The organism is Pseudaminobacter soli (ex Li et al. 2025), from assembly GCF_029892515.1.
In the GTDB taxonomy this organism is placed as follows: domain Bacteria; phylum Pseudomonadota; class Alphaproteobacteria; order Rhizobiales; family Rhizobiaceae; genus Pseudaminobacter; species Pseudaminobacter soli_A.
The window spans coordinates 96,285-115,184 of sequence record NZ_JARXVF010000007.1; the positions used below are offsets into that span (position 1 = coordinate 96,285).

An 18,900-nucleotide genomic window follows, 5' to 3' on the forward strand; every position below is an offset into this window, starting at 1 on the left:
CCAACGTCGAAATTTTTTCGAAGCCTACTCCACCCGCCACAAAACGCAACTCTCCATTTGTTGAACATTCATTCAGAATCTCTGGACAGAGCCAGCTTCCCCGTGCCAGACTTCCGGGAAAAGAACATAAGAGCGGGAACCGGAATGAAGACTTGGGACGCCATTATCATCGGCGCCGGGCACAACGGGCTCGTCAATGCCTGCTACCTCCAGCGCGCTGGGCTCGACGTGCTCGTGGTGGAGAAGAACGACTGGATCGGCGGCGCGGCCACTAGCCGCTCGCTCACGCCGGGCTTCCTCTACTCCAACTGTTCCTATGTCTGCTCGCTGTTCCGGCCCGAGATCATGCGCGACCTCGAGCTGCCTCGCTTCGGCCTGCAGGTCATCTCCTATGAGGGCGGCGCGGTGTTCACGCGCGATGGCGACTATCTCGCCAACTACCGCGACCACCACGCCCATCGCCGCGAATTCGCGCGTTTTTCCGCCCGCGATGCAGAAGCGTACGACCGCTACGCCCGTGATGTGACGCGCCAGTGCCGCTTCATCCAGCCGCTTTTGATGCGCACTGCCCCCGATCCGACCAGTTTTCGCCCCCGCGACATCGGCGAGCTCATCTATCTCGGCAAGAAATTCGCCAGGCTCAGCGCTGCTGAAATGGCCGACACGCTGCGCTTCTGGACCATGTCGATCTCCGACTTCCTCGACGAATATTTCGAGACCGACGTCATCAAGGCCAATTTCGCGCTCTCGGGCATCATCGGCACAGCACTCGGCCCCATGTCGCCCGGTACGGCCTATGTGCTGCTGCACCACTATATGGGCGAAGTGGACGGCTCGGTCGGCGCCTGGGGCTATGCGCGCGGCGGCATGGGTGCCGTCACCAAGGCCCTGGCCGACAGCTTTCGCGCGTCCGGCGGCACCATCCGCACCGGGGCGGAAGTGGAACAGGTGCTGGTCAAGAACGGCAAGGCGCGCGGGCTGGTTCTGGCCGATGGCGAAGAGATTTCCGGCAAGCTCGTCGTCTCCAATGCCGACGTCAAGCGCACCTTCCTGAAGCTCGTCGAGGAGAGGGAACTGCCAGGCACGTTCCTGCGCCGCGTCAAGAACTTCAAGATGCGCGGCTCGTCGGGCAAGGTGAACATCGCACTGGATTCCATGCCCGAATTCCCCGCGCTGCCCAAGGATTCGCCCTGCTATCGCGGCGACATGCATTTTACCGACTCGGTCGAGCGCATGGAGCGCGGCTATGACGACTGGAAGGCCGGGCGCTGGTCGGCCGATCCCTTCCTCGACATGATGATGCCCACCATGCTCGATCCGACCATGGCCCCGCCGGGCAAGCATTTCATGAGCTGCTTCGTGCAATATTGCCCGCCCAAGGTGGAAGGCCGCGACTGGACCGACGCCGACCGCGACGCCTTCGCCGAAACGGTCGTCTCGCAGATCGCCGACTATTCGCCGGGCTTCCGCGACCGCATCGTACACATGGAAGTCCGCACGCCGCGCGAGCTGGAGGCCGAGGTCGGCCTCACCGAGGGCAACATCTTCCAGGGCGAGCTGACCTTCGACCAGCTGCTGTTCAACCGCCCGGTGCCCGGCTACGCGCAATATCGCTCGCCCATCGACGGCCTCTACATCTGCGGCTCATCCACCCATCCCGGCGGCGGTGTCATGGGGGCGCCCGGCCGCAACGCCGCAAACGAAATCCTGCGCGACCTCTCGCGCGACACCAAGCATATGAGCCCGGCCCATGACGTCATTTGATGCAATCGTCATCGGCGGCGGCCACAACGGTCTTGTCGCCGCAACGACCCTGGCAAAAAGCGGACGCAAGGTGCTGGTGCTGGAAGCCGCCGGCGACATCGGCGGCGCGGCCCGCACCGAAGAGTTTGCGCCCGGCTTCCGCGCCTCGCCCGCCCACCTGCTCAACCGCCTGCATCCCGAAGTGGTGAAATCGCTGGAGCTGGAGCGCCATGGCCTCGCCTTCGGCCCGATAGCGCCGAGCGTTGCGCTCTCGCGCGACGGCAAGCCGCTCACGCTGCATGGCGCCTATGGCGAAAGCCTCTCCGGCGCCTCGGCCTCGGAGGCAGCGGCCTGGCAGGAATTGCGGGCCCAGCTGTTGCGCTATGCCAGCATCCTGAAGCCGCTGCTCACGCGCCGTCCGCCCGACCTCGGCAACATGTCGCTGATGGAGACATCGGCCTTCGCCATGACCGGCCTGTCGCTGCGCCGGCTCGGTAAGGAGGACATGCGCGACTTCCTGCGCATGCTGCTGATGAACGTTTCGGACGTTGCCGACGAGCATCTGGAGGACGACCGGTTGAAGGGCCTGCTCGCCTTCGACGCCACTCTCGGTAGCCATCTCGGCCCGCGCTCGCCTACCTCGCTGCTCGGCCTCTACTATCGCCTTGCCGGCGGGATCGGCGGCCAGCCAGGCGCGCAGGCGCTGCCCGTAGGCGGCATGGGCGCGGTGGTCGCTTCCATCCTGCGCGCGGCAAAGACTGCCGGCGTCAGCATCCGCGCCGATGCGCCGGTGGCAAAAATCCTCGTCGAAAAGGGTCGCGCCACGGGCGTCGCCCTCGACAGCGGCGAGGAAATCCGCGCCCGCACGGTGGTCTCGGCCATCAACCCGCGCAGCACCTTTTTGGAGCTAGTCGGCACGCGCGAAATCGACACAGGCTTCGTCCGGCGGGTAAACAATATCCGCATGAAGGGCGATGCGGCGAAGCTGCATCTTGCGCTCGACCGGCCGCCGGAATTTTCCGGCGTCGATGCCGCCGGCCACCGCGGCCGCCTGGTGATTGCGCCTTCCTCCGACCATGTCGAACGCGCCTTCAATCCCGCCAAATATGGCGAGTTTTCTCCCGAGCCGGTGATGGAGATCACCCTGCCCAGCCTATCCGACCCCACGCTCGCGCCAAGCGGCGCCTGCGTGCTCTCGGCCGTCGTGCAATATGCGCCCTATGGGCTGAAGGAAGGCTGGGAGGCCGGCAAGCCGAAGTTTCTGGCCGCCATCATGGCCCAGCTCGAGCTTTACGCGCCGGGCATCGGCAAGCTGGTGCGTCATGCCGAACTGCTGACGCCCGCCGACCTCGAAGCCCGCTACCGTATGCCCGGTGGCCACTGGCACCATGGCGAGCTGCAGGCCGACCAGATGATGATGTCGCGCCCCGCCTTCGGCGCAGCCGGTTACGATACGCCCGTCGACGGGCTGTTCCTGTGCGGCGCCGGCTCGCATCCGGGCGGCGGCATTTCCGGTGTGCCGGGCCTAAACGCGGCGCGGCGGATCATCGAGATGAGGGGCTGAGCATGTCAAAGACGGCCGTAAAACCCGTGGCTGAGCAGCCGACGATCCGACCTGCTCACACCCCCGCCCAGCTGCACTTCCGCACATTGCGCCTCGATACGCCGTTTCAGCCGCGCATCGACGCGCTGATGAAGACCAATGACTGGTATGACTGGGGCGGCTACCGCGCGCCTGCCTCGCTATGGGACGAGGAGCTGGAATATTTCGCGATCCGTAGCCAGTCGGCACTGTTCGACATCTCGCCGATGACGAAATACCGGATCGAGGGGCCGGACGCAGAAAGCTTTCTCAACCGACTTACGCTCCGCGATGTGACGAAGCTCAAGCCCGGCCGCGTCCACTACACCGCCTGGTGTGACGATGCCGGCCATGTGCTCGACGACGGCACGCTCTTCCTCCTCGCGCCGAACCGTTTCAGGCTCTGCTGCCAGGAGCGCCATCTGCCCTGGCTGCTCGACAGCGCCATCGGCTTCGCCGTCACCGTCTCCGAGGAAACCGAAGCGGTCGCCGCGCTCGCCCTGCAGGGCCCGACTTCCTTCGCGATCCTGCGCGAGGCCGGTTTCGAAGGCGTGGAGCGCCTAAGGATTTTCGACCTTGCCGAATTCCCGCATGAGGACGGCAGCGTCACCATCTCGCGCACCGGTTTTACGGGCGATCTGGGTTACGAGCTCTTCGTCGAAACGCGTCTCGCGCTCAGCCTGTGGGACCGCCTCTGGCTGGCGGGCGAGCTGCGTGGCATCCGCGCCATCGGCTACACCGCGCTCAACCGCGCGCGGCTGGAGGCCGGGCTGATCGTCGCCAATGCCGATTTCGTCACCGCCGAACATGCCATCCGGGCCGACCGCGTGCGGATGCCCGACGAGATCGGGCTGGGCTTCATGGTCGATCTGGAAAAGGGCCATTTCAACGGCCGCCGCGCCATCGTCGAAGCGCGCGCGAAGGGTAAGCTGCAGCATGTCCTGGTCGGGCTGGAGATCGAGGGCAACATTCCCGCCGAGCACGCCATCGTCTATCATCGCAAGAAGAAGGAGGTCGGGCTCGTCAGCGCGGCCATCTGGTCGCCCATGGCCAAGCGCAACATCGCGCTGGCAAGTCTCGCCCGGCCCTATGGCGATGCGATTACGGACGACCTCTGGGTCGAGATCTATGCCATGCGTGAGCTGAAATACGAGCGGCTGATGAAGCGGGCAAAGGTGGTGGCGCGGCCCTTCGTAAAACTCGACCGCCGCACCGCGAGCCCGCCTGCGGAGTTCTGAGCATGACCGATGCCGAATTCGCCGAACAGTGGCGGCTCGTAAACACGCCGCTGGGCGAAGAATGGTCCGGCCGCACCCGCTATGCGGCGGCGATGTGGTTTCACAAGCGCGGCGACATGGATGCCGAGACGCTTGAAGTCTACCGCATCTGCTCGCGGCTGGACTCGACAGATCCGCTGCCGATCATCCGCGACCGCGGCGTGGGCAAGGATTGGCTGAAAAAAATGGAGGCGCAGCGATAGCGCCGCGCCCCGCGGTCTCAAGGGAAAATCAGCCCTGCAGCACATCCGCCCATTCGGGATGGCGGCGGAATTGCGCGTTGGCAAAGGGGCAGAGCGGAATGATCTTCTTGCCGGCAGCGCGCGCATCCTCGACCGCCCGCGTCACCAGCCGCAGCCCCGCGCCCTGCCCGCGAAAAGCGTCCGGCACCTCGGTATGATCGATGATGATCCGGTGTTCGCCGATGCGGGTGAAGGTCATCTCCGCCTCGGCGCCGCCTGGCTCGCGCAGCACATAGCGCCCCTTGGAGCCGTTATCCTCGAGTTCGATTTCAGCTAGGTTCTCAATCACGTCCGCACCTCCTGGCCTGCCTGTTCCAACCTGTAGGGCGCAAGAAAACCTCTTGCCGCAACAAGCTCGTTCTGTCGCATCTCGTGCCCACCTTCATGCCATTCGAGTGTGACATTGGCGCCGTTCGCACGCAAATAGCTGTCGAGCCGCGTGGTCAGCTCGGGCGGGCAGATCGGATCGCGCCGTCCGGCGGTGATCAGGATCCGTTTGCCCGCCAGGCTGCCCTTCACCTCGGGTTCGAACGGGATCAGCGGATGCATCAGGATCGCCGCGTCGAACAGCTCCGGCTCGGCAAAGAGCAGCGAGGCAAGAATGTTTGCCCCGTTCGAAAAGCCGATGCCGATCACCGAAGACGGCTTGGCCTCGGCGACATGCGCCTTTACGAAATTCGCCATCTTGGCCGTGCGGGCGGCCAGGTCGGCCATGTCGTAGACGCCTTCGCCGGTGCGGCGGAAAAAGCGCGCCGCGCCATATTCGGAAACGTCGCCGCGCGGCGAGATCGCGGCCACGCCCGGCAACAGGTCGAGCGCAAGGCCGAGCATCTGGTTTTCATTGCCGCCGGTGCCGTGGAAGAGGAAGAGCTCCGGGCCGTTCTTCTTGCCGGGCAACTGCGTGTAGATGTAGCTGTCCTTGGACATTGTGGCCTCCTTGCCTGATCGGTTCTAGGGGCCGGCGGCGAAGGGTTCGCCACCGGCCGGGGATCGTCAGTCGGCGAGCGGCTGCAGGTTCTTCTCCAGCCACGGGCGCAGATGCGCATGCTGGGCCGGCAGCTTCAGCGCCTCGCCGAGATGGGCGGTGTCCTCGTCGCGGTCGAAGCCGGGCTCGTGGGTCGCCACCTCGAACAGCACGCCGCCGGGCGTCCGGAAATAGATCGCCCAGAAGTAGTCGCGATCGATCACCGGCGTCACCTGATAGCCCGTGTCCATCAGCGCCTTGCGCACCTCGAGCTGCTTGGCGCGGTTCTCCACCGCGAAGGCGACATGGTGCACCGAGCCGGCGCCGAGGTCGCCATAGGAAACGCCCGGCAGGGTCTCGATGTCGACGAAGTCGGCACCGTTGCCGTCCTTCACGGCGAACCGCTTGACGTTGCCCGCGGTGTCCACCGCCTCATAGCCCATGAACTTCAGCAGCTCCTCGGTCGCGCCGCCATCCTTCAGGCGCAGCGACACGGAATGGAAGCCGTGGATCGCGTCCTCGCCCGGCACGCCGCCCTTCAGCCATGGCAACCGCTTGTCATCCCTAACCTCGACGAGCGCAAAGCTGTCACCATCGGGCCCGTCGAAATCGAGACGGTTTTGGCCGAACAGCGTCTCGCGCTTCAGGCCGGTCACGCCCTGCTCGGCAAAGTGCTTTTCCCAATAGGCAAGCGTGCCTTCGGGCACGGAAAAGATTGTCCTGCCGACCTCACCGGTGCCGGGGCGGCCCTTGCCGATATTCGGGAAGGGGAAATAGGTCATCACCGTTCCGGGCGTGCCAACCTCGTCGGCATAATAGAGATGGTAGACGTCGGGCGCGTCGAAATTCACCGTCTTCTTGACGCGACGCAGGCCGAGCTTGTGGGTGAAGAAATCGTTGTTCTGGCGCGCATCCTTGGCCATCGAGGTCACGTGATGCAGACCCTTGATCTGGTCGAGCATGTCCTTGTCCCTTTCTTCGTGCAGCCGCTGCTGCTTTCGTCGTCCTCATATGTCGGTCATCAGGGCGTTTGGGAAAGAGGCCGGTCACAGAATGGACTGTCTTCGATTATCGAACAATAACACAGGCATCGTTCACTGAACTTGCCGAACGGCCGCTTGCGCCATACCGAAAATTGGGCTCCAACTTCCGCACGCATGATGGGGGAAGCGCGTGGTACGCAAAGGCAATCGACCGAACATTCTTCTGATCACCTGCGACCAGTGGCGCGGCGAGTGCCTGTCGGCCGCCGGGCATGGTGTGGTGAAGACGCCCAACGCCGATGCGCTGGCCACCGAGGGCGTGCTGTTTCGCCGGCACTATGGCGGTGCGGCGCCCTGTTCGCCGGCGCGCGCCTGCCTCTACACGGGTCTCTACCAGATGAACAACCGTGTCTGTCGCAATGGCACGCCGCTCGACGCTCGCCACGACAACATCGCGCTCGCCGCCCGCCGCCTCGGCTACGACCCGACGCTGTTCGGCTATACCGACGTCTCGCCTGACCCGAGGACGCTTGCACCTAACGACCCCTTCCTGCGCAGCTATGAGGGCGTGCTGCCCGGCTTTTCCATGCGCCAGCTGCTGCCCGAGCACCAGAAGCAGTGGCTCTCCTGGCTTTCCCAGCGCGGGATCGATACCGGCGCCGGCAGCCCGGACATCCACCGTCCCGCCACCGGCGTTGCCGGAGACGACGTGACCAACGCGCCGCCCGTCTATTCGAAGGACGAGACGCCGACGGCCTTCATCGCCGGCGAGTTCATCCGCTGGCTGGGCGAGCAGGAGAAGCAAAGCTGGTTCGCTCATCTCTCCTTCATCAGCCCGCACCCGCCCTTCATCGTGCCCGAACCCTACAACACGATGTACGACCCGGCCGACGGCCCGGCCTTCCGCCAGGCCGGCGACTGGCAGGAGGAAGCCGCAACGCACCCCTACCTCGCCTATGAATACGAACATCAGAAGCGCTCGAAATTCATCCCCGGCACCGAGGGCAAGGTGCGCGACTGGGGCGATAAGAACTTCCGCGCCATCCGCGCGCTCTATTACGGCATGATCTCGGAAGTTGACGCCCAGTTCGGCCGTATCTGGGCCGCGCTGAAGGCCACCGGCGCATGGGAAGACACGATCATCGTGCTGACGTCGGACCATGCCGAAATGATGGGCGACCACTTCATGCTCGGCAAAGGCGGCTTTTACGACCAGAGTTTTCACATCCCGCTGATCATCCGCGATCCAAGCCGCAAGGCGGCCTCGGGCACGCAAGTCGAACGCTTCACCGAAGCGGTGGACATCATGCCGACGCTTCTCGACCTGCTGGGCGAGGACGTGCCCGTCCATCTCGATGGAAACTCCCTAAAACCCTTCATTGAAGGAGAGGCGCCGGAGAACTGGCGCGACGCGGCACATTGGGAGTTCGACTTCCGCTCGGTTTCAAAAGGCACCGCCGAACGGCATTTCGGCATCGGCCCGCGCGACTGCAATCTCTCGGTCATCCGCGGCGAGCGTTTCAAATATGTCCATTTCGGCGGCGGGCTGCCGCCACTGCTGTTCGATCTTCAGGAAGACCCCGGCGAGCTCGGCAACCTCGCCGACGACCCGGCCTTCGCCGGTGTGCGGCTCGAATTCGCAGAACGGCTGCTCGCCTGGCGCGCCCGCCATCTCGACCAGTCGCTGGCGCTGGTCGAACTCACCAACGAAGGCCCCCTCACCTACAGGCCCTGATGCAGAAAGACCCGCGCCGTCGCCGGCACGAGTCCTCTTCGCCATTCACAACTTCGCCGTCGGCAACGCTACTGCTGCATCATGCGCTGCTCGTCGCGCTTCTCCGAATAGGTGCTCTTGTCATAGGCCGGCTGGGCCTTGAGCTGATCCCTGGTGAAGTTGGTGTACAGATATTTCGTGCCGCCCTTGTCGACCATAAAGGCAAGGTTGTCCATGCCGACGGCCACTTCCTTCGAGCCGATGCCGAGGAAGCCGCCGACATCGATGATCACCGCATCGACCTTGCCGTCGCCAGATAGCACCACGTCACCGATCTTGCCGACATTGGCATCCTCGGAGCCGTAGACGGTGGTGCCGGTCAGCTCTTCGGAGCGGATCTCGCCCACAGGCATCCGCGTCAGCTGCGACTTGTCGATCGAGGCCGTTGTCATGGTGTCGGGTTCGCTCGGCGCCTCGGCCGTATTGTCGTGGCCCGGCGCAGCCCGCGCCATCGCGCCGCCACCATTCGCCTGCGCCAGGTTGTTGGTAACGGGCGCGCTCGTATCACCGGCGGTGACCGGAGCGACGTCATAGGCACGGCGGTCGAAGTCGGGCAGCGTCTTCAGCTGGTCTCTGCTTGCGTTGACCACCAGCCACCGTTTGCCGTTCTGCTCGGCCTGGTCAGCGTCACCATAGTTGACGGCGACGTTCTTCTCGCCAAGGCCAAGGAAGCCGCCGACACCGATGACCAGCGATTCCACGGCGCCGTTCGGTGAAATCACCAGGTCTTTGACCTTGCCGATGTTCTGGGCATCCTCGCCGGTGCCGTTATAGACGGTCTCGCCGATCAGGTTGCTGGCAAGATGGCCGTCGGCGCGCATGGCGGGCGTGCCTGAAGAATTGTTGTCCTGGCCCATCGGCGCGGGGTTCGCGGGAGCCGGTGCTGTCGTGTTCTGCGCATAGGCGGCGGTCGTCAGCAGCGTTGCAATGGCGGTCGTAGCCAAGAGGTTGCGGAACATGATATTCTCCTTATGCGGGAATTTTGCACTGCCACGTTGCGGTTACACACCGCCGCTGGGAGCTGTTGGGACGTGGCTTTCACGTGTCGACAACGTCACGAAAACCTCGTTGTTCCGAAATTTATCGGCCTCGGAACCGCCAGACTTCGTCTGAAAAATTTGTATATGCATTTGGGAACCTTTCATCTGCCGGCACGTTGGCGGCGGGAAGTTCGCTCTGGCAGGCGTGGACGGCGCTGCTGCCTTCCAGCAGAAATGGAGACCAACGGATGCATTCTGCAGCGGTGATCCGCCGTGGATAGGGCGTTCCGGGCAGAGCAGAAACCGAGGCGATTTGCGGCTTCGGCCGAAGATCGGTCGCGTGGATGCCAAGCTCATGATGGCGCTGAAGCGCAAGCCAGATTGCAAACTCGCCCAGCCAGCCAGATTTGCTTTGGCCGATGTCGATCTCCACATGAAGCGCGAAAACGTTCTGCCAACATGGCAGATGTATTAACTCAAACTAAATTACCCTTTGTAGGAGGGTAGACTTTTGAGGATCAGTGCAGAAACTTAGTGGTGCGGGGGAGCGATTGGGGGAAAAGTGCAGCGCAAATTGAAAGAGGCACAAGGCTTGCCTGCTGACGTCCTGCGCGCTGTGAACGACGATCAGCGGATCGCCGTGCTGCGCGATTTGCAGCTGGCCGACGCGCCGGCCGACGCCGATTTCGATCGGCTGACCACGCTCGCCGCCGCGCTCATGCAAGCGCCGATCGCCTTCGTCAGCCTGATCGAATCCGATCGCCAGTGGTTCAAGTCCTGCCTGGGCATCGGCGTCGAAGAGATTCCCATCGGCGTTTCGTTCTGTGCCCATGCCATCGCCGGCGGCGACGAGGTATTCGTGGTGCCGGATGCAACCGCCGATCCGCGCTTTGCCGACAATCCGCTGGTCACCGGAAGCCTCAACGTCCGTTTCTATGCCGGCGCGCCGATCATCGTGTCGGGCGAGGCAATCGGCACGCTGAGCGTCGTGGACACCAAGCCGCGCCCGACACCCGACGAAAACCGGATCGGCCAGCTGCACTCGCTCGCCGCGCTCGCTGCCAGCCTGTTCAAGATCAAGGAAGACAATCGCACCGGCCTGGCGGCGCGAGCTGCCCTGGCGCGCGAGGAAAAGCGCCGCGTCGTCGCCGTCGAGGCGGCCTCGTTGGCAAGCTGGGCCTGGGACCTGCGCACCGACACGATCGAGTGCGACACGCTGTTTCCGGAGCTTCTGGACCTGCCGCCGACGACCCGTCTGTCGGCCCGCCGGATCTTCCGCGCCATAGACCGCCGCGACGTCAAGAAGGCGGAGGCCGAGTTCCGTGCCGCGCTCGCCACCGACGAGGAATATATCGGCGAATACCGCGTCGCCGGCGTGCACCCGACGCGCTGGCTGGCCGCGCGCGGACGCGTCATCGAGCATGACGAGGAGGGCAATCCCCTGCTCATCTTCGGCGTCAATTTCGACATCAGCGAACGCAAGGCGGCCGAAGAGCGCCAGCACCTGCTGCTGCGCGAGCTCAATCACCGGGTCAAGAACACGCTGGCGACGGTGCAGGCGCTGGCCACGCAAAGCGTGCGCCACGCGCAGGACCCGGCCGAATTCCTGGTGGCCTTCACCGCCCGGCTGCGCGCGCTTGGCCGGGCGCATGGGCTGCTTTCCGACCACGAATGGCGCGGCATCGCGCTGTGCGAGCTGATCAGGCTGGAAGTGCTGCCCTTCGACGAGGCCGAAAACCCGCGCATCCGGGTCAGCGGCGAGCATCTGTTGCTTTCGCCCGACCAGGCGCTGGGGCTTGGCCTTGTCCTGCACGAGCTTGGCGGCAACGCGCTCCAGCATGGATCGCTATCCAACCCGGACGGTGTCGTCGATCTAAGCTGGAGGGTCGAGGGCAACCGCCGCGCGCGGCGGCTGGTCCTGACCTGGGTGGAAAGCGGCGGGCCGCGGGTCGAGCCGCCGCATCGCCAAGGCTTCGGCTCCATCCTGATCCGGCGAAGCCTATCGAAGATTCTCGCCAGCGAGGTCAGGCACGAATACCTGCCCGAGGGCGTGCGGGCGGAAATCTCGATGCCGCTGGTGGATTTTTGAACTGACGGGAACGGCCCCTGAATTTGGGTACGTCCTTCGAGGCTCCCCTTCGGCAGGCTCAGGGTCGCACCTCAGGATGAGGAACGCAGGCGCCAGCCCTCTTCATTCTGAACTGCTGGTGCCAAGCGCGAGCCTCGCCCTTCCGCAAGCTCAGGATCGCGTCTGGGGTCAGGACCGTCGGCGCCAACCTCCCTCATCCTGAGGAGGCGCGAAGCGCCGTCTCGAAGGACGCACCAAAACAACAGCAGGATAGAACTTGGAGCCGTAGGCAGCAGGCCGTCAGCCCTCGCCGCCTTCCTCATCCGACACGTCTGGCTTGGTGGCCTTGTTCTCGCGGTAGATGGCATAGGCAACCGCCGCCAGCGCGGCGCCCAGCCCCGCCTTGCTGCTCAGCAAGGACGGTACCGCATTGAGACCCGCGGCAATGGCGAGATTGGTCATTTCCTTATTGCGCTGACGGATCTCGCGCTCACGGCGGCGATCCAGCACCAGTCTGTAGATGATGAGGATGAGGCCGGCCAGAACCAGAAACCCGATGCCGAAACCCAGCGAGGCTTCCAATGCTCCGTAGCGCCGTGCCGTCCAGATGTAGCCGGCGCCGATCAGGAAACCGACGCCGCACAAAGCGGCAGCTGCGGCCAGCAGATAGGCGATCGCCGTCTGGCGCGCGCGGCGCGCCGCAACCATTGCCTCCCCCGAAGCGAAGTTTGCCAGCAGCGTGGCCAGCGTGTTCGCCCCCCCCGCGCCGCTCAACGGCGTGACATCATGGCAAAGAGGAAACCGATACCGGCGGCGATGGCCAGCGAGGTGACGGGCTTTTCACGGACGGCGGTCAGGATCTGTTCCTCGAGGTCCTTGGCATTGCTGCGCAGCCCTTCCATGGCTGCCTCGCTCTGGACCTTCAGCTGCTCCACGCCTTCCTTGGCGGCGCGCCGCGCCGTGCGATAGGAGTGTTCGCCAGTGACGTTGAGCTGCTCCGTCAGCCTGGCGATGTCGGCCCGCAACTGGCGGATATCGGCATCGAGATCAGGGCTGGCGCCGCCGTCGTTGCCGGTCTTGCTGGATTTGCCTGTTGCTGCTGGCATAGTTCAACTCCTCAAGTTCTCGTTGGCCTGCAAACGTTTCATACCCTGCGAGGTTCCCCGAGGAAGTTCCGCAGCGATATTAAGTATATATGCCATTTCTAAATGACAGGCCCGGCGTTTGTCGCCATGGTCTACGAATATTCCAAAATGGGTGATTTGAGTGTCCGATATACTCGCCGGCATGCGAATCCTGCTACTTGAAGACGAGTTCCTGATCGCCATGGATGTCGAGCAGCTTTGCCGCGACAATGGCGCCAGGGATGTCGTGATCGTCAAGGATCTGGACGAGATCGAACAGGATACGGTCGCGGCGAATTTCGACGCGGCGATCCTCGATATCATGGTGAGCGGTATTTCGACACTCAGCTTTGCGCGCCGTATCCGCGCACAGCGCCTGCCCTTCATCTTCGCGTCCGGCTACACGGACATGGATGAGGTGTTTCAGGCCTTTCCCGGCATCCCGGTGGTCGACAAGCCCTATTCGGGCGGGGATCTCATGGAGGCGCTCGCCATTGCGATCAGCCGTCTCAGTGGCTCAGGCCGCGTTTGACCCGGTCACCTGCGCCGAGATCGCATCGGGGCCATATTCGGACTCGCCGGAAATCTTCAAAATCTCCTGAAGCCTGTTGCGCGCACGGCTGACGCGGCTCTTGATCGTGCCGACGGCGCAGCCGCAGATTTCGGCTGCCTCCTCATAGGAAAAGCCCGACGCGCCGATAAGGATGATCGCCTCGCGCTGGTCCTGCGGCAGCTGCTCAAGCGCGCCGCGGAAATCCTCGAGATCGAGCAGGCCATGCTGGGCGGGATGCACGGCCAGGCGCTCGGTCATCACACCGTCGCTGTCCTGCACCTCGCGGCCGCGCTTGCGCATCTGCGAGTAGAACTCGTTGCGGAGGATGGTGAAGAGCCAGGCCTTGAGGTTGGTTCCCATCTGGAAACTCTCATGCTTGTCCCAGGCCTTGACCAGCGTTTCCTGGACGAGGTCGTCCGCCTTGTCGGCATTTTGCGTCAAGGACACGGCAAAGGCCCGCAGATTGGGGATAGCTGCGAGCAGGTCGTTCTTGAACGCGGTAGAAACAGCCATGCAGTCATCCCTCCTTCTTCTGAAGAGGCTCAGCCTGCTCCAGTTGCGATAGCAACTGACTAAAGCGCTCCGGCACGTCGTCGGAGAGCAGCTCGTCATAATATTGCTTAAGTTTGCGGCCAATTTCTGAATTCGAGCCGAGGGGATCGCTTGCCCCCTGGCGGCGCGAAGCTGCGGGTTCGACGCCGGCGTTCTGTCTGGTCATTCTGAGATGTCGTCCTGTTTTACCCGTTTGGGCGGCTCGCAAAGCCTGAATCTAGGCAAACGAAAACCACCCCCACGTCGCCCAATCTGCATCTAAACGCAGCAACAAGGAATTGGTTCCATTTTTGGCAGGAACTTTTTCAGCGGCACCGCGTTGAAGGAGTTGGTGTTTCAAACTATCAATTCCAAGTCGCCATGCGAGGGAAGCATCCTACCATGAGTCTATCCGCAACAATCGCCCCTCATCTGCCCTACCTGCGGCGTTTCTCACGCGCGGTCTCCGGATCGCAGCAAAGCGGCGATGCGCTGGTGGCGGCCGTACTCGAGGCGATCATTGCTGATGTCAGCATTTTCCCCGAAGCCTCCAGCGAACGCATCGCGCTCTACAAGGTCTTTGCCAAGCTCTTCACCTCGGTCGCCATCCGCGTGCCGCAGGAAGAGGCCGAGTCCCCGTGGGAGCAGCGCGCCGCGGCCAATCTGACGGCACTGTCGCCGGTGCCGCGCCAGGCCTTCCTGCTGGTGACGGTGGAAGGCTTCAGCAATGCTGAGGCCGCCGAGATCCTCGGCGTCACTGAGGAAGAATTCCTTGATCTCCTCTCGCAGGCCAGCAACGAGATCTCGCGCCAGGTTGCCACCGACATCCTGATCATCGAGGACGAGCCGCTGATCGCCATGGACATCGAGGAAATGGTCGAAAGCCTGGGCCACCGCGTCGTCGGCACGGCACGCACCCACACCGAGGCGATCGCCATGTTTGGCCGCACCCGGCCCAAGATGATCCTGGCCGACATCCAGCTTGCCGACGGAAGCTCCGGTATCGACGCCGTCAACGAGATCCTCTCTTCGTCCTCGGTACCGGTCATCTTCATCACAGCATTCCCGGAGCGCCTGCTCACCGGCGAACGGCCCGAGCCGGCCTTCCTGGTGACCAAGCCGTTCAACCCTGAAATGGTCAAGGCATTGATCAGTCAGGCACTTTTCTTCGACAGGCAGGCCAGGGCCGCCGCCTGACCGGATTAGTCCGGCGCATTCGGAAAGGTCGTCGCCCGCGGCGGCCTTTTTCTTTGACCAAGGCGGCTTCTGGAACAAAAGCTGCGCTTCAACGTTTCCCAGCAACGAAATAGGGAGAAGAATAAATGCTTTATTGGGCTTTGGTATTTCTAGTTGTGGCCATCATCGCCGGCGCACTCGGCTTTGGCGGCATTGCCGGCACTTCGGCCGGCCTCGCACAGATTTTGTTTTTCATTTTCTTGGCATTCCTTGTGATTTCGCTGATCGCCGGCCTCGTTCGCCGAGCGCAGTGACGTGTAAATTCGAAAAAGGTGACATAATGCCGGAAGCCGTCCTGAGTCGGCTTCTTGGCGACCGCCGGATCAGCCTTTAAGGGCGCGGCGGAAGACCAGCGGCGGACGCCGCATGAAGGTGCAGGGTATCTAGCGGGAACCCATCACAGATTGAATCGTTCAACCTGCGCGTGGGGATAAATGTTGAACGATGACAACGACAGCTGGCGGGCACGAACACACTAAGGGCGGCTCAAGCACCGTCGTGGCCACGCGTGGCGGCGGCACCCACGATATCGGCCGCAGCCTCATCCGCGCCCTGCGCAACACCGGCATCTCCGTCGTCTACCAGGATCGCGACCTGCGCGTCTTGTGGACGCAGAACCTGCCCGCAGCCTGGGCATCGGGCGACGTCATCGGCAAGACCGACAGCGATTTCCTCCCGCCCGCGCAGGCCGAGCAGTTGCGGGCGGCCAAGATGGCGGTCTTCGACACTGGCCAGCCGGAAAGCCTGGAAATCCACCTCCCCCACAATGACGGCACGCGCTGGTTCGACGTCTGGATCGATGCTGACAGGGACCCCGAGGAATCCTCGCGGGGCATCATCACCACCGCCATCGACATCACCGAGAAGAAGCGCCGCGAGCAGACGCTGAAGGCGCTGCTGCGCGAGCTCAGCCACCGGTCGAAGAACCTCTTGGCAATCATCCAGAGCATCGCCACCCAGACCGGCCGTTATTCCGGCTCGATCGACACGTTCCTGTCGCGCTTCCGCGGCCGGCTACAGTCGCTGGCCTCGTCGCAGGATCTCGTCACTTCGTCCAACTGGCGCGGTGCCGACCTGCGCGAACTGGTGGTCAGCCAGGTCGGGCGCTACAGCAGCGACGCCAGGCGGGCGGTGGTGTTCGAGGGCGAAAACCCCTACCTCAATCCGAATGCCGCCATCCATATCGGGCTCGCGCTGCACGAGCTTGCCGTCAATTCGGTCAACTACGGCGCGCTTTCGCGCGACGGTGGATCCGTCACCGTCGCGGCCAACCTCATCCCGCAAGGCGACGACGACCAGGCGGCCCTGTCGCTGACCTGGACAGAAGCCATCGGCCACGCCGTCCGCACGCCGAACGAAAAGCGCTTCGGCAGCGTTGCGCTGGAGCGCGTGGTCCCGACCTCGCTCAACGGCACGGCCAGCGTGAGCTTCGACAACGACATGCTGCGCTACGAGCTGGTGATCCCCGGCGACAGCTTCGAGCTCGAATAGTTTGGAGCATTTTGCAGCCAGACTGGATTGTCTGGCGCCGCACAAATGCGGCTAGGAAAACAGGTAGAGCAGCGGAATTGCATTCGTCAGAATGACCGTTGCTCTAGGCTCCTCCGAGTAGTTCCCCCGCGCCTCAAAATAGTTCTTGCCTTCCCCAAGAATCGTGGAACCGCTTGTCAGTCGATTCGTTTTCCTCGTGAGAGGAAACCGCGATGGAACACATTGCTGCTTTGCTTCTGATCATCGGATGTTCGGGCGACCTGAAACAATGCAGCGAGCTGCCCGCGCCTGTTCCGATCTATGAAACCAGCGAGGAGTGCGACGCCGCACTTCCGTTCGCGCTGAACGATGTGCAGGGCAGGCGGCCGCGTGTTTTCGGCAAATGCGTGTTCGTCGACCCGGCGATGGAAGAGGAAGACGCCGAGCTGAACTGGGACGTCACGCCCGACGGCAGGCTCGTCGCTTCGATCGATTTCCCCGACCCGACGGTCACCGCCTCCACGCCATCTCCGCAGCAAGTAAACCTGCTGGCCAAGTAGGTTGACCCAGAGCATTTTGCAGCCAAGCGGGATCGCTTGGCGTCGCTTAGATGCCGTTGGCTATGCGGCCTGTTTCTTGGTGGGCGGCGTCAGCGGTACTTCGATCAGCACCAGGAGCCCATCGGAACCGTACTCGCGCTTGATCGTGCCGTAGAGCTCGCGCTCGATGTTCATGTCGATCAGCTTGGTGCCGAAACCGATGCGGGTGGGCGGCTCGATCGGCTTGCTGCTGCTTTCCTTCCAGGTAAGCACCAGGCGCCTGTCCTTGCCCTGGCCCGTCACCGTCCAGCTGACCTTGAGGGCCCCCATGGATTCGCTGACTTCGCCATATTTCAGCGCATTGGTTGCCAGTTCGTGGAAAGTCAGGCCCAGAGCCTGGGTCATGGTCTCGTCCAAGAGCACCATGGAGCCGGTCAGCATGTCCTCCGGAAGCTCCTTGCCGAAGGCCTGCCCCAGCTCGATCTCCAGCAGTTCCCGAAGATCGGCCTTTTGCCAGCGCGAGCGCGTGAGCATGTCCTGCGAGGCGGCCATTGCCTGGAGGCGGGCGGCGAAGGATTTGGAGAACTCGTTGAGGTCGGGCGAGTGGGCTGCGGTCTGCCGCGCCATGGCCAGCACGCGGGTGATGGAGTTCTTGATGCGATGCTTCATTTCCTGAAGCATCAGGTCCTTTTCGAGCAGGCTCTTTTCGGTCGTCTCGTGAAGCTGCGAGACGGCTTCGTAGGCACGTTCCTGATAGCGGGCCACCAGGGCCACAGCACCTGCCAGCAGCAACCCGAACAGGCCGAGCAGCACCGGTATCGTCGGCGAGGACGGCTCGGAGAAGCCGACGGTCGGCCGGAAGCGCAGCGTCCAGGGCCGGCCGGCCAGGATGATCGTGCGCGTCACCCGAAAGTCGTCGCCATAGGCGGTGGAGGGCGGGACGGTCGAGCGGTAGAACAGATGCTCGTCGCTGGCCGCCCCGTCGAACACTTCGGCACTGACCGGCAAGGCAGGAGCGGCGCCAAGCGCCGCCTGGAACAGGTCGCCGGTGCGGAAGGCCACGAAGACCAGTCCGACGACGTCCGGCTTGGGATCGGTATTGGTCCGCGGCGATTTGTCGGTCACGCTGGCAAAGACCAGGAACCCCGGCACACGCTGGATTTCCGGGCTTTCCTCCCCAAGAAGGATGCGGCCGGTGGCGCGCGGCTGGCCGCTGTGCACGGCCATCTCGATGGCCGAACGCCGCGCCGGGTCGGTGAACATGTCGAAACCGATGCCGGTGAGATCGGTATTGGTCGGCTCATAGAGCAGCACCGGCGTCCGCCAGTCCTGGGTCGAAGGGGGATGGATCGAGCGGTTCACACCGTGAATCTGCTGGATGCGGTTTTCGAGTTCCGGCTCTTCGCCATGCGTGCCGAAGCCGAGATAGCCGATGCCCCGCAGGCCCTTGAAATTGTCCTTGACGTCGAGCGCGTCATAGAAGGCGTTGAACTCGTCGCGCGACATGGCGCCATCGCGCGCCTGGAACAGCGCCTGGGTCGAGCGCAGCAGCGAAAGCTGCAGGTCGAGCCGACCCTCTATGCGGTTCATCGCATCGTCGACGGTGGCTTCGAACTTGAAGCGCGCCGCCTCTTGCGAAGCGACGTAGGCAAAGCTCGCCAGCCCAAGACTGGCAAGGGCTACAGCCAGGAACGCGGCAACGGAAAAGAACTTCTTCAACGGGCGGGCACTTCCATCGCTCATATACTACTCTTATTAAAGGGTAGCGGAACGATTGCAATGGACTGCCCTTCTGATTGAGGGAGCAAGGCCTCAACCATTGTGACAATCCTGA

General features: G+C 63.4%; 21 protein-coding genes. 11 read left to right on the forward strand and 10 right to left on the reverse strand.

All coding sequences use genetic code 11. From position 1 onward, the window contains the following. The first annotated feature begins 144 nt into the window (after positions 1-144). From M2281_RS23665 to M2281_RS23680, 4 genes are read left to right on the forward strand one after another with little or no spacing between them, the layout of a single operon-like run. The gene (locus M2281_RS23665; protein WP_280823659.1) at positions 145-1,764 is read left to right on the forward strand and encodes a phytoene desaturase family protein; all 1,620 of its coding nucleotides are present in this window, start codon (positions 145-147) and stop codon (positions 1,762-1,764) included. Then, positions 1,751-3,307: a phytoene desaturase family protein gene (locus tag M2281_RS23670; protein ID WP_280823660.1), complete on the forward strand. Its 1,557-nt coding sequence runs from the start codon at positions 1,751-1,753 to the stop codon at positions 3,305-3,307. The genes M2281_RS23665 and M2281_RS23670 overlap by 14 nt, the downstream gene beginning before the upstream one ends. Positions 3,308-3,309: 2 nt before the next feature. Then, positions 3,310-4,563: an aminomethyltransferase family protein gene (locus tag M2281_RS23675; RefSeq protein ID WP_280823661.1), complete on the forward strand. Its 1,254-nt coding sequence runs from the start codon at positions 3,310-3,312 to the stop codon at positions 4,561-4,563. A gap of 2 nt (positions 4,564-4,565) precedes the next feature. After that, positions 4,566-4,805, forward strand: a complete 240-nt coding sequence (locus M2281_RS23680; RefSeq protein WP_280823662.1) for a hypothetical protein — start codon at positions 4,566-4,568, stop codon at positions 4,803-4,805. 28 nt (positions 4,806-4,833) lie between these two features. Here M2281_RS23680 and M2281_RS23685 read toward each other — a convergent pair whose 3' ends face one another. From M2281_RS23685 to M2281_RS23695, 3 genes are all read right to left on the reverse strand, one after another. Beyond that, on the reverse strand, positions 4,834-5,133 hold the full coding sequence (locus tag M2281_RS23685; RefSeq protein WP_280823663.1) for a GNAT family N-acetyltransferase: 300 nt from the start codon (positions 5,131-5,133) through the stop codon (positions 4,834-4,836). Continuing rightward, positions 5,130-5,771: an alpha/beta hydrolase gene (locus M2281_RS23690; protein WP_280823664.1), complete on the reverse strand. Its 642-nt coding sequence runs from the start codon at positions 5,769-5,771 to the stop codon at positions 5,130-5,132. Before M2281_RS23690 ends, M2281_RS23685 begins: the two co-directional genes overlap by 4 nt. Before the next feature lie 66 nt (positions 5,772-5,837). Continuing rightward, positions 5,838-6,770, reverse strand: a complete 933-nt coding sequence (locus M2281_RS23695) for a VOC family protein (protein WP_280823665.1) — start codon at positions 6,768-6,770, stop codon at positions 5,838-5,840. Positions 6,771-6,981: 211 nt separating this feature from the next. Between M2281_RS23695 and M2281_RS23700 the strand changes: the two genes are divergently transcribed. After that, positions 6,982-8,526: an alkaline phosphatase family protein gene (locus M2281_RS23700; RefSeq protein WP_280823666.1), complete on the forward strand. Its 1,545-nt coding sequence runs from the start codon at positions 6,982-6,984 to the stop codon at positions 8,524-8,526. Between the two features lie 68 nt (positions 8,527-8,594). Here the strand turns inward: M2281_RS23700 and M2281_RS23705 are convergent, their stop codons facing one another. Further along, positions 8,595-9,524, reverse strand: a complete 930-nt coding sequence (locus M2281_RS23705; protein ID WP_280823667.1) for a PRC-barrel domain-containing protein — start codon at positions 9,522-9,524, stop codon at positions 8,595-8,597. 121 nt (positions 9,525-9,645) lie between these two features. Then, positions 9,646-9,978 carry a hypothetical protein gene (locus tag M2281_RS23710; RefSeq protein WP_280823668.1) on the reverse strand — a complete coding sequence of 111 codons (333 nt, stop codon included), beginning with the start codon at positions 9,976-9,978 and terminating at the stop codon, positions 9,646-9,648. Between the two features lie 129 nt (positions 9,979-10,107). Between M2281_RS23710 and M2281_RS23715 the strand changes: the two genes are divergently transcribed. Further along, positions 10,108-11,634 (forward strand): sensor histidine kinase, encoded by a 1,527-nt coding sequence (locus tag M2281_RS23715; protein WP_425537794.1) that lies wholly within the window; start codon positions 10,108-10,110, stop codon positions 11,632-11,634. 279 nt (positions 11,635-11,913) lie between these two features. On the opposite strand, the gene M2281_RS23720 is transcribed toward M2281_RS23715, so the two are convergent. Both M2281_RS23720 and M2281_RS23725 read right to left on the reverse strand, forming a co-directional pair. Beyond that, positions 11,914-12,387 carry a hypothetical protein gene (locus M2281_RS23720; protein WP_342394296.1) on the reverse strand — a complete coding sequence of 158 codons (474 nt, stop codon included), beginning with the start codon at positions 12,385-12,387 and terminating at the stop codon, positions 11,914-11,916. Then, the gene (locus tag M2281_RS23725) at positions 12,384-12,719 is read right to left on the reverse strand and encodes a DUF883 family protein (protein WP_280823670.1); all 336 of its coding nucleotides are present in this window, start codon (positions 12,717-12,719) and stop codon (positions 12,384-12,386) included. Before M2281_RS23725 ends, M2281_RS23720 begins: the two co-directional genes overlap by 4 nt. A 160-nt stretch (positions 12,720-12,879) precedes the next feature. On the opposite strand from M2281_RS23725, the gene M2281_RS23730 reads away from it, so the two are divergent. Further along, positions 12,880-13,269, forward strand: a complete 390-nt coding sequence (locus tag M2281_RS23730; protein ID WP_280823671.1) for a response regulator — start codon at positions 12,880-12,882, stop codon at positions 13,267-13,269. Here M2281_RS23730 and M2281_RS23735 read toward each other — a convergent pair. After that, positions 13,255-13,803 (reverse strand): RNA polymerase sigma factor, encoded by a 549-nt coding sequence (locus M2281_RS23735; protein WP_280823672.1) that lies wholly within the window; start codon positions 13,801-13,803, stop codon positions 13,255-13,257. The two genes, M2281_RS23730 and M2281_RS23735, sit on opposite strands and share 15 nt — an antisense overlap. 4 nt (positions 13,804-13,807) lie before the next feature. Next, positions 13,808-14,008, reverse strand: coding sequence for a NepR family anti-sigma factor (locus tag M2281_RS23740; RefSeq protein ID WP_280823673.1), 201 nt, complete (start codon positions 14,006-14,008; stop codon positions 13,808-13,810). 215 nt (positions 14,009-14,223) lie between these two features. Here M2281_RS23740 and M2281_RS23745 point away from each other — a divergent pair, with 215 nt between their 5' ends. The 4 genes from M2281_RS23745 (at position 14,224) to M2281_RS23760 (ending at position 17,087) form a co-directional block, all read left to right on the forward strand. Further along, positions 14,224-15,018: a response regulator gene (locus tag M2281_RS23745; protein ID WP_106725236.1), complete on the forward strand. Its 795-nt coding sequence runs from the start codon at positions 14,224-14,226 to the stop codon at positions 15,016-15,018. Positions 15,019-15,143: 125 nt separating this feature from the next. Further along, positions 15,144-15,311, forward strand: a complete 168-nt coding sequence (locus M2281_RS23750) for a DUF1328 domain-containing protein (RefSeq protein WP_280823674.1) — start codon at positions 15,144-15,146, stop codon at positions 15,309-15,311. A gap of 190 nt (positions 15,312-15,501) precedes the next feature. Then, positions 15,502-16,548, forward strand: coding sequence for a sensor histidine kinase (locus M2281_RS23755; RefSeq protein ID WP_280823675.1), 1,047 nt, complete (start codon positions 15,502-15,504; stop codon positions 16,546-16,548). 212 nt (positions 16,549-16,760) lie between these two features. After that, positions 16,761-17,087, forward strand: a complete 327-nt coding sequence (locus M2281_RS23760) for a hypothetical protein (RefSeq protein WP_280823676.1) — start codon at positions 16,761-16,763, stop codon at positions 17,085-17,087. 60 nt (positions 17,088-17,147) lie between these two features. On the opposite strand, the gene M2281_RS23765 is transcribed toward M2281_RS23760, so the two are convergent. Next, positions 17,148-18,809, reverse strand: coding sequence for a CHASE domain-containing protein (locus M2281_RS23765; RefSeq protein WP_280823677.1), 1,662 nt, complete (start codon positions 18,807-18,809; stop codon positions 17,148-17,150). Positions 18,810-18,900 lie beyond the last annotated feature (91 nt).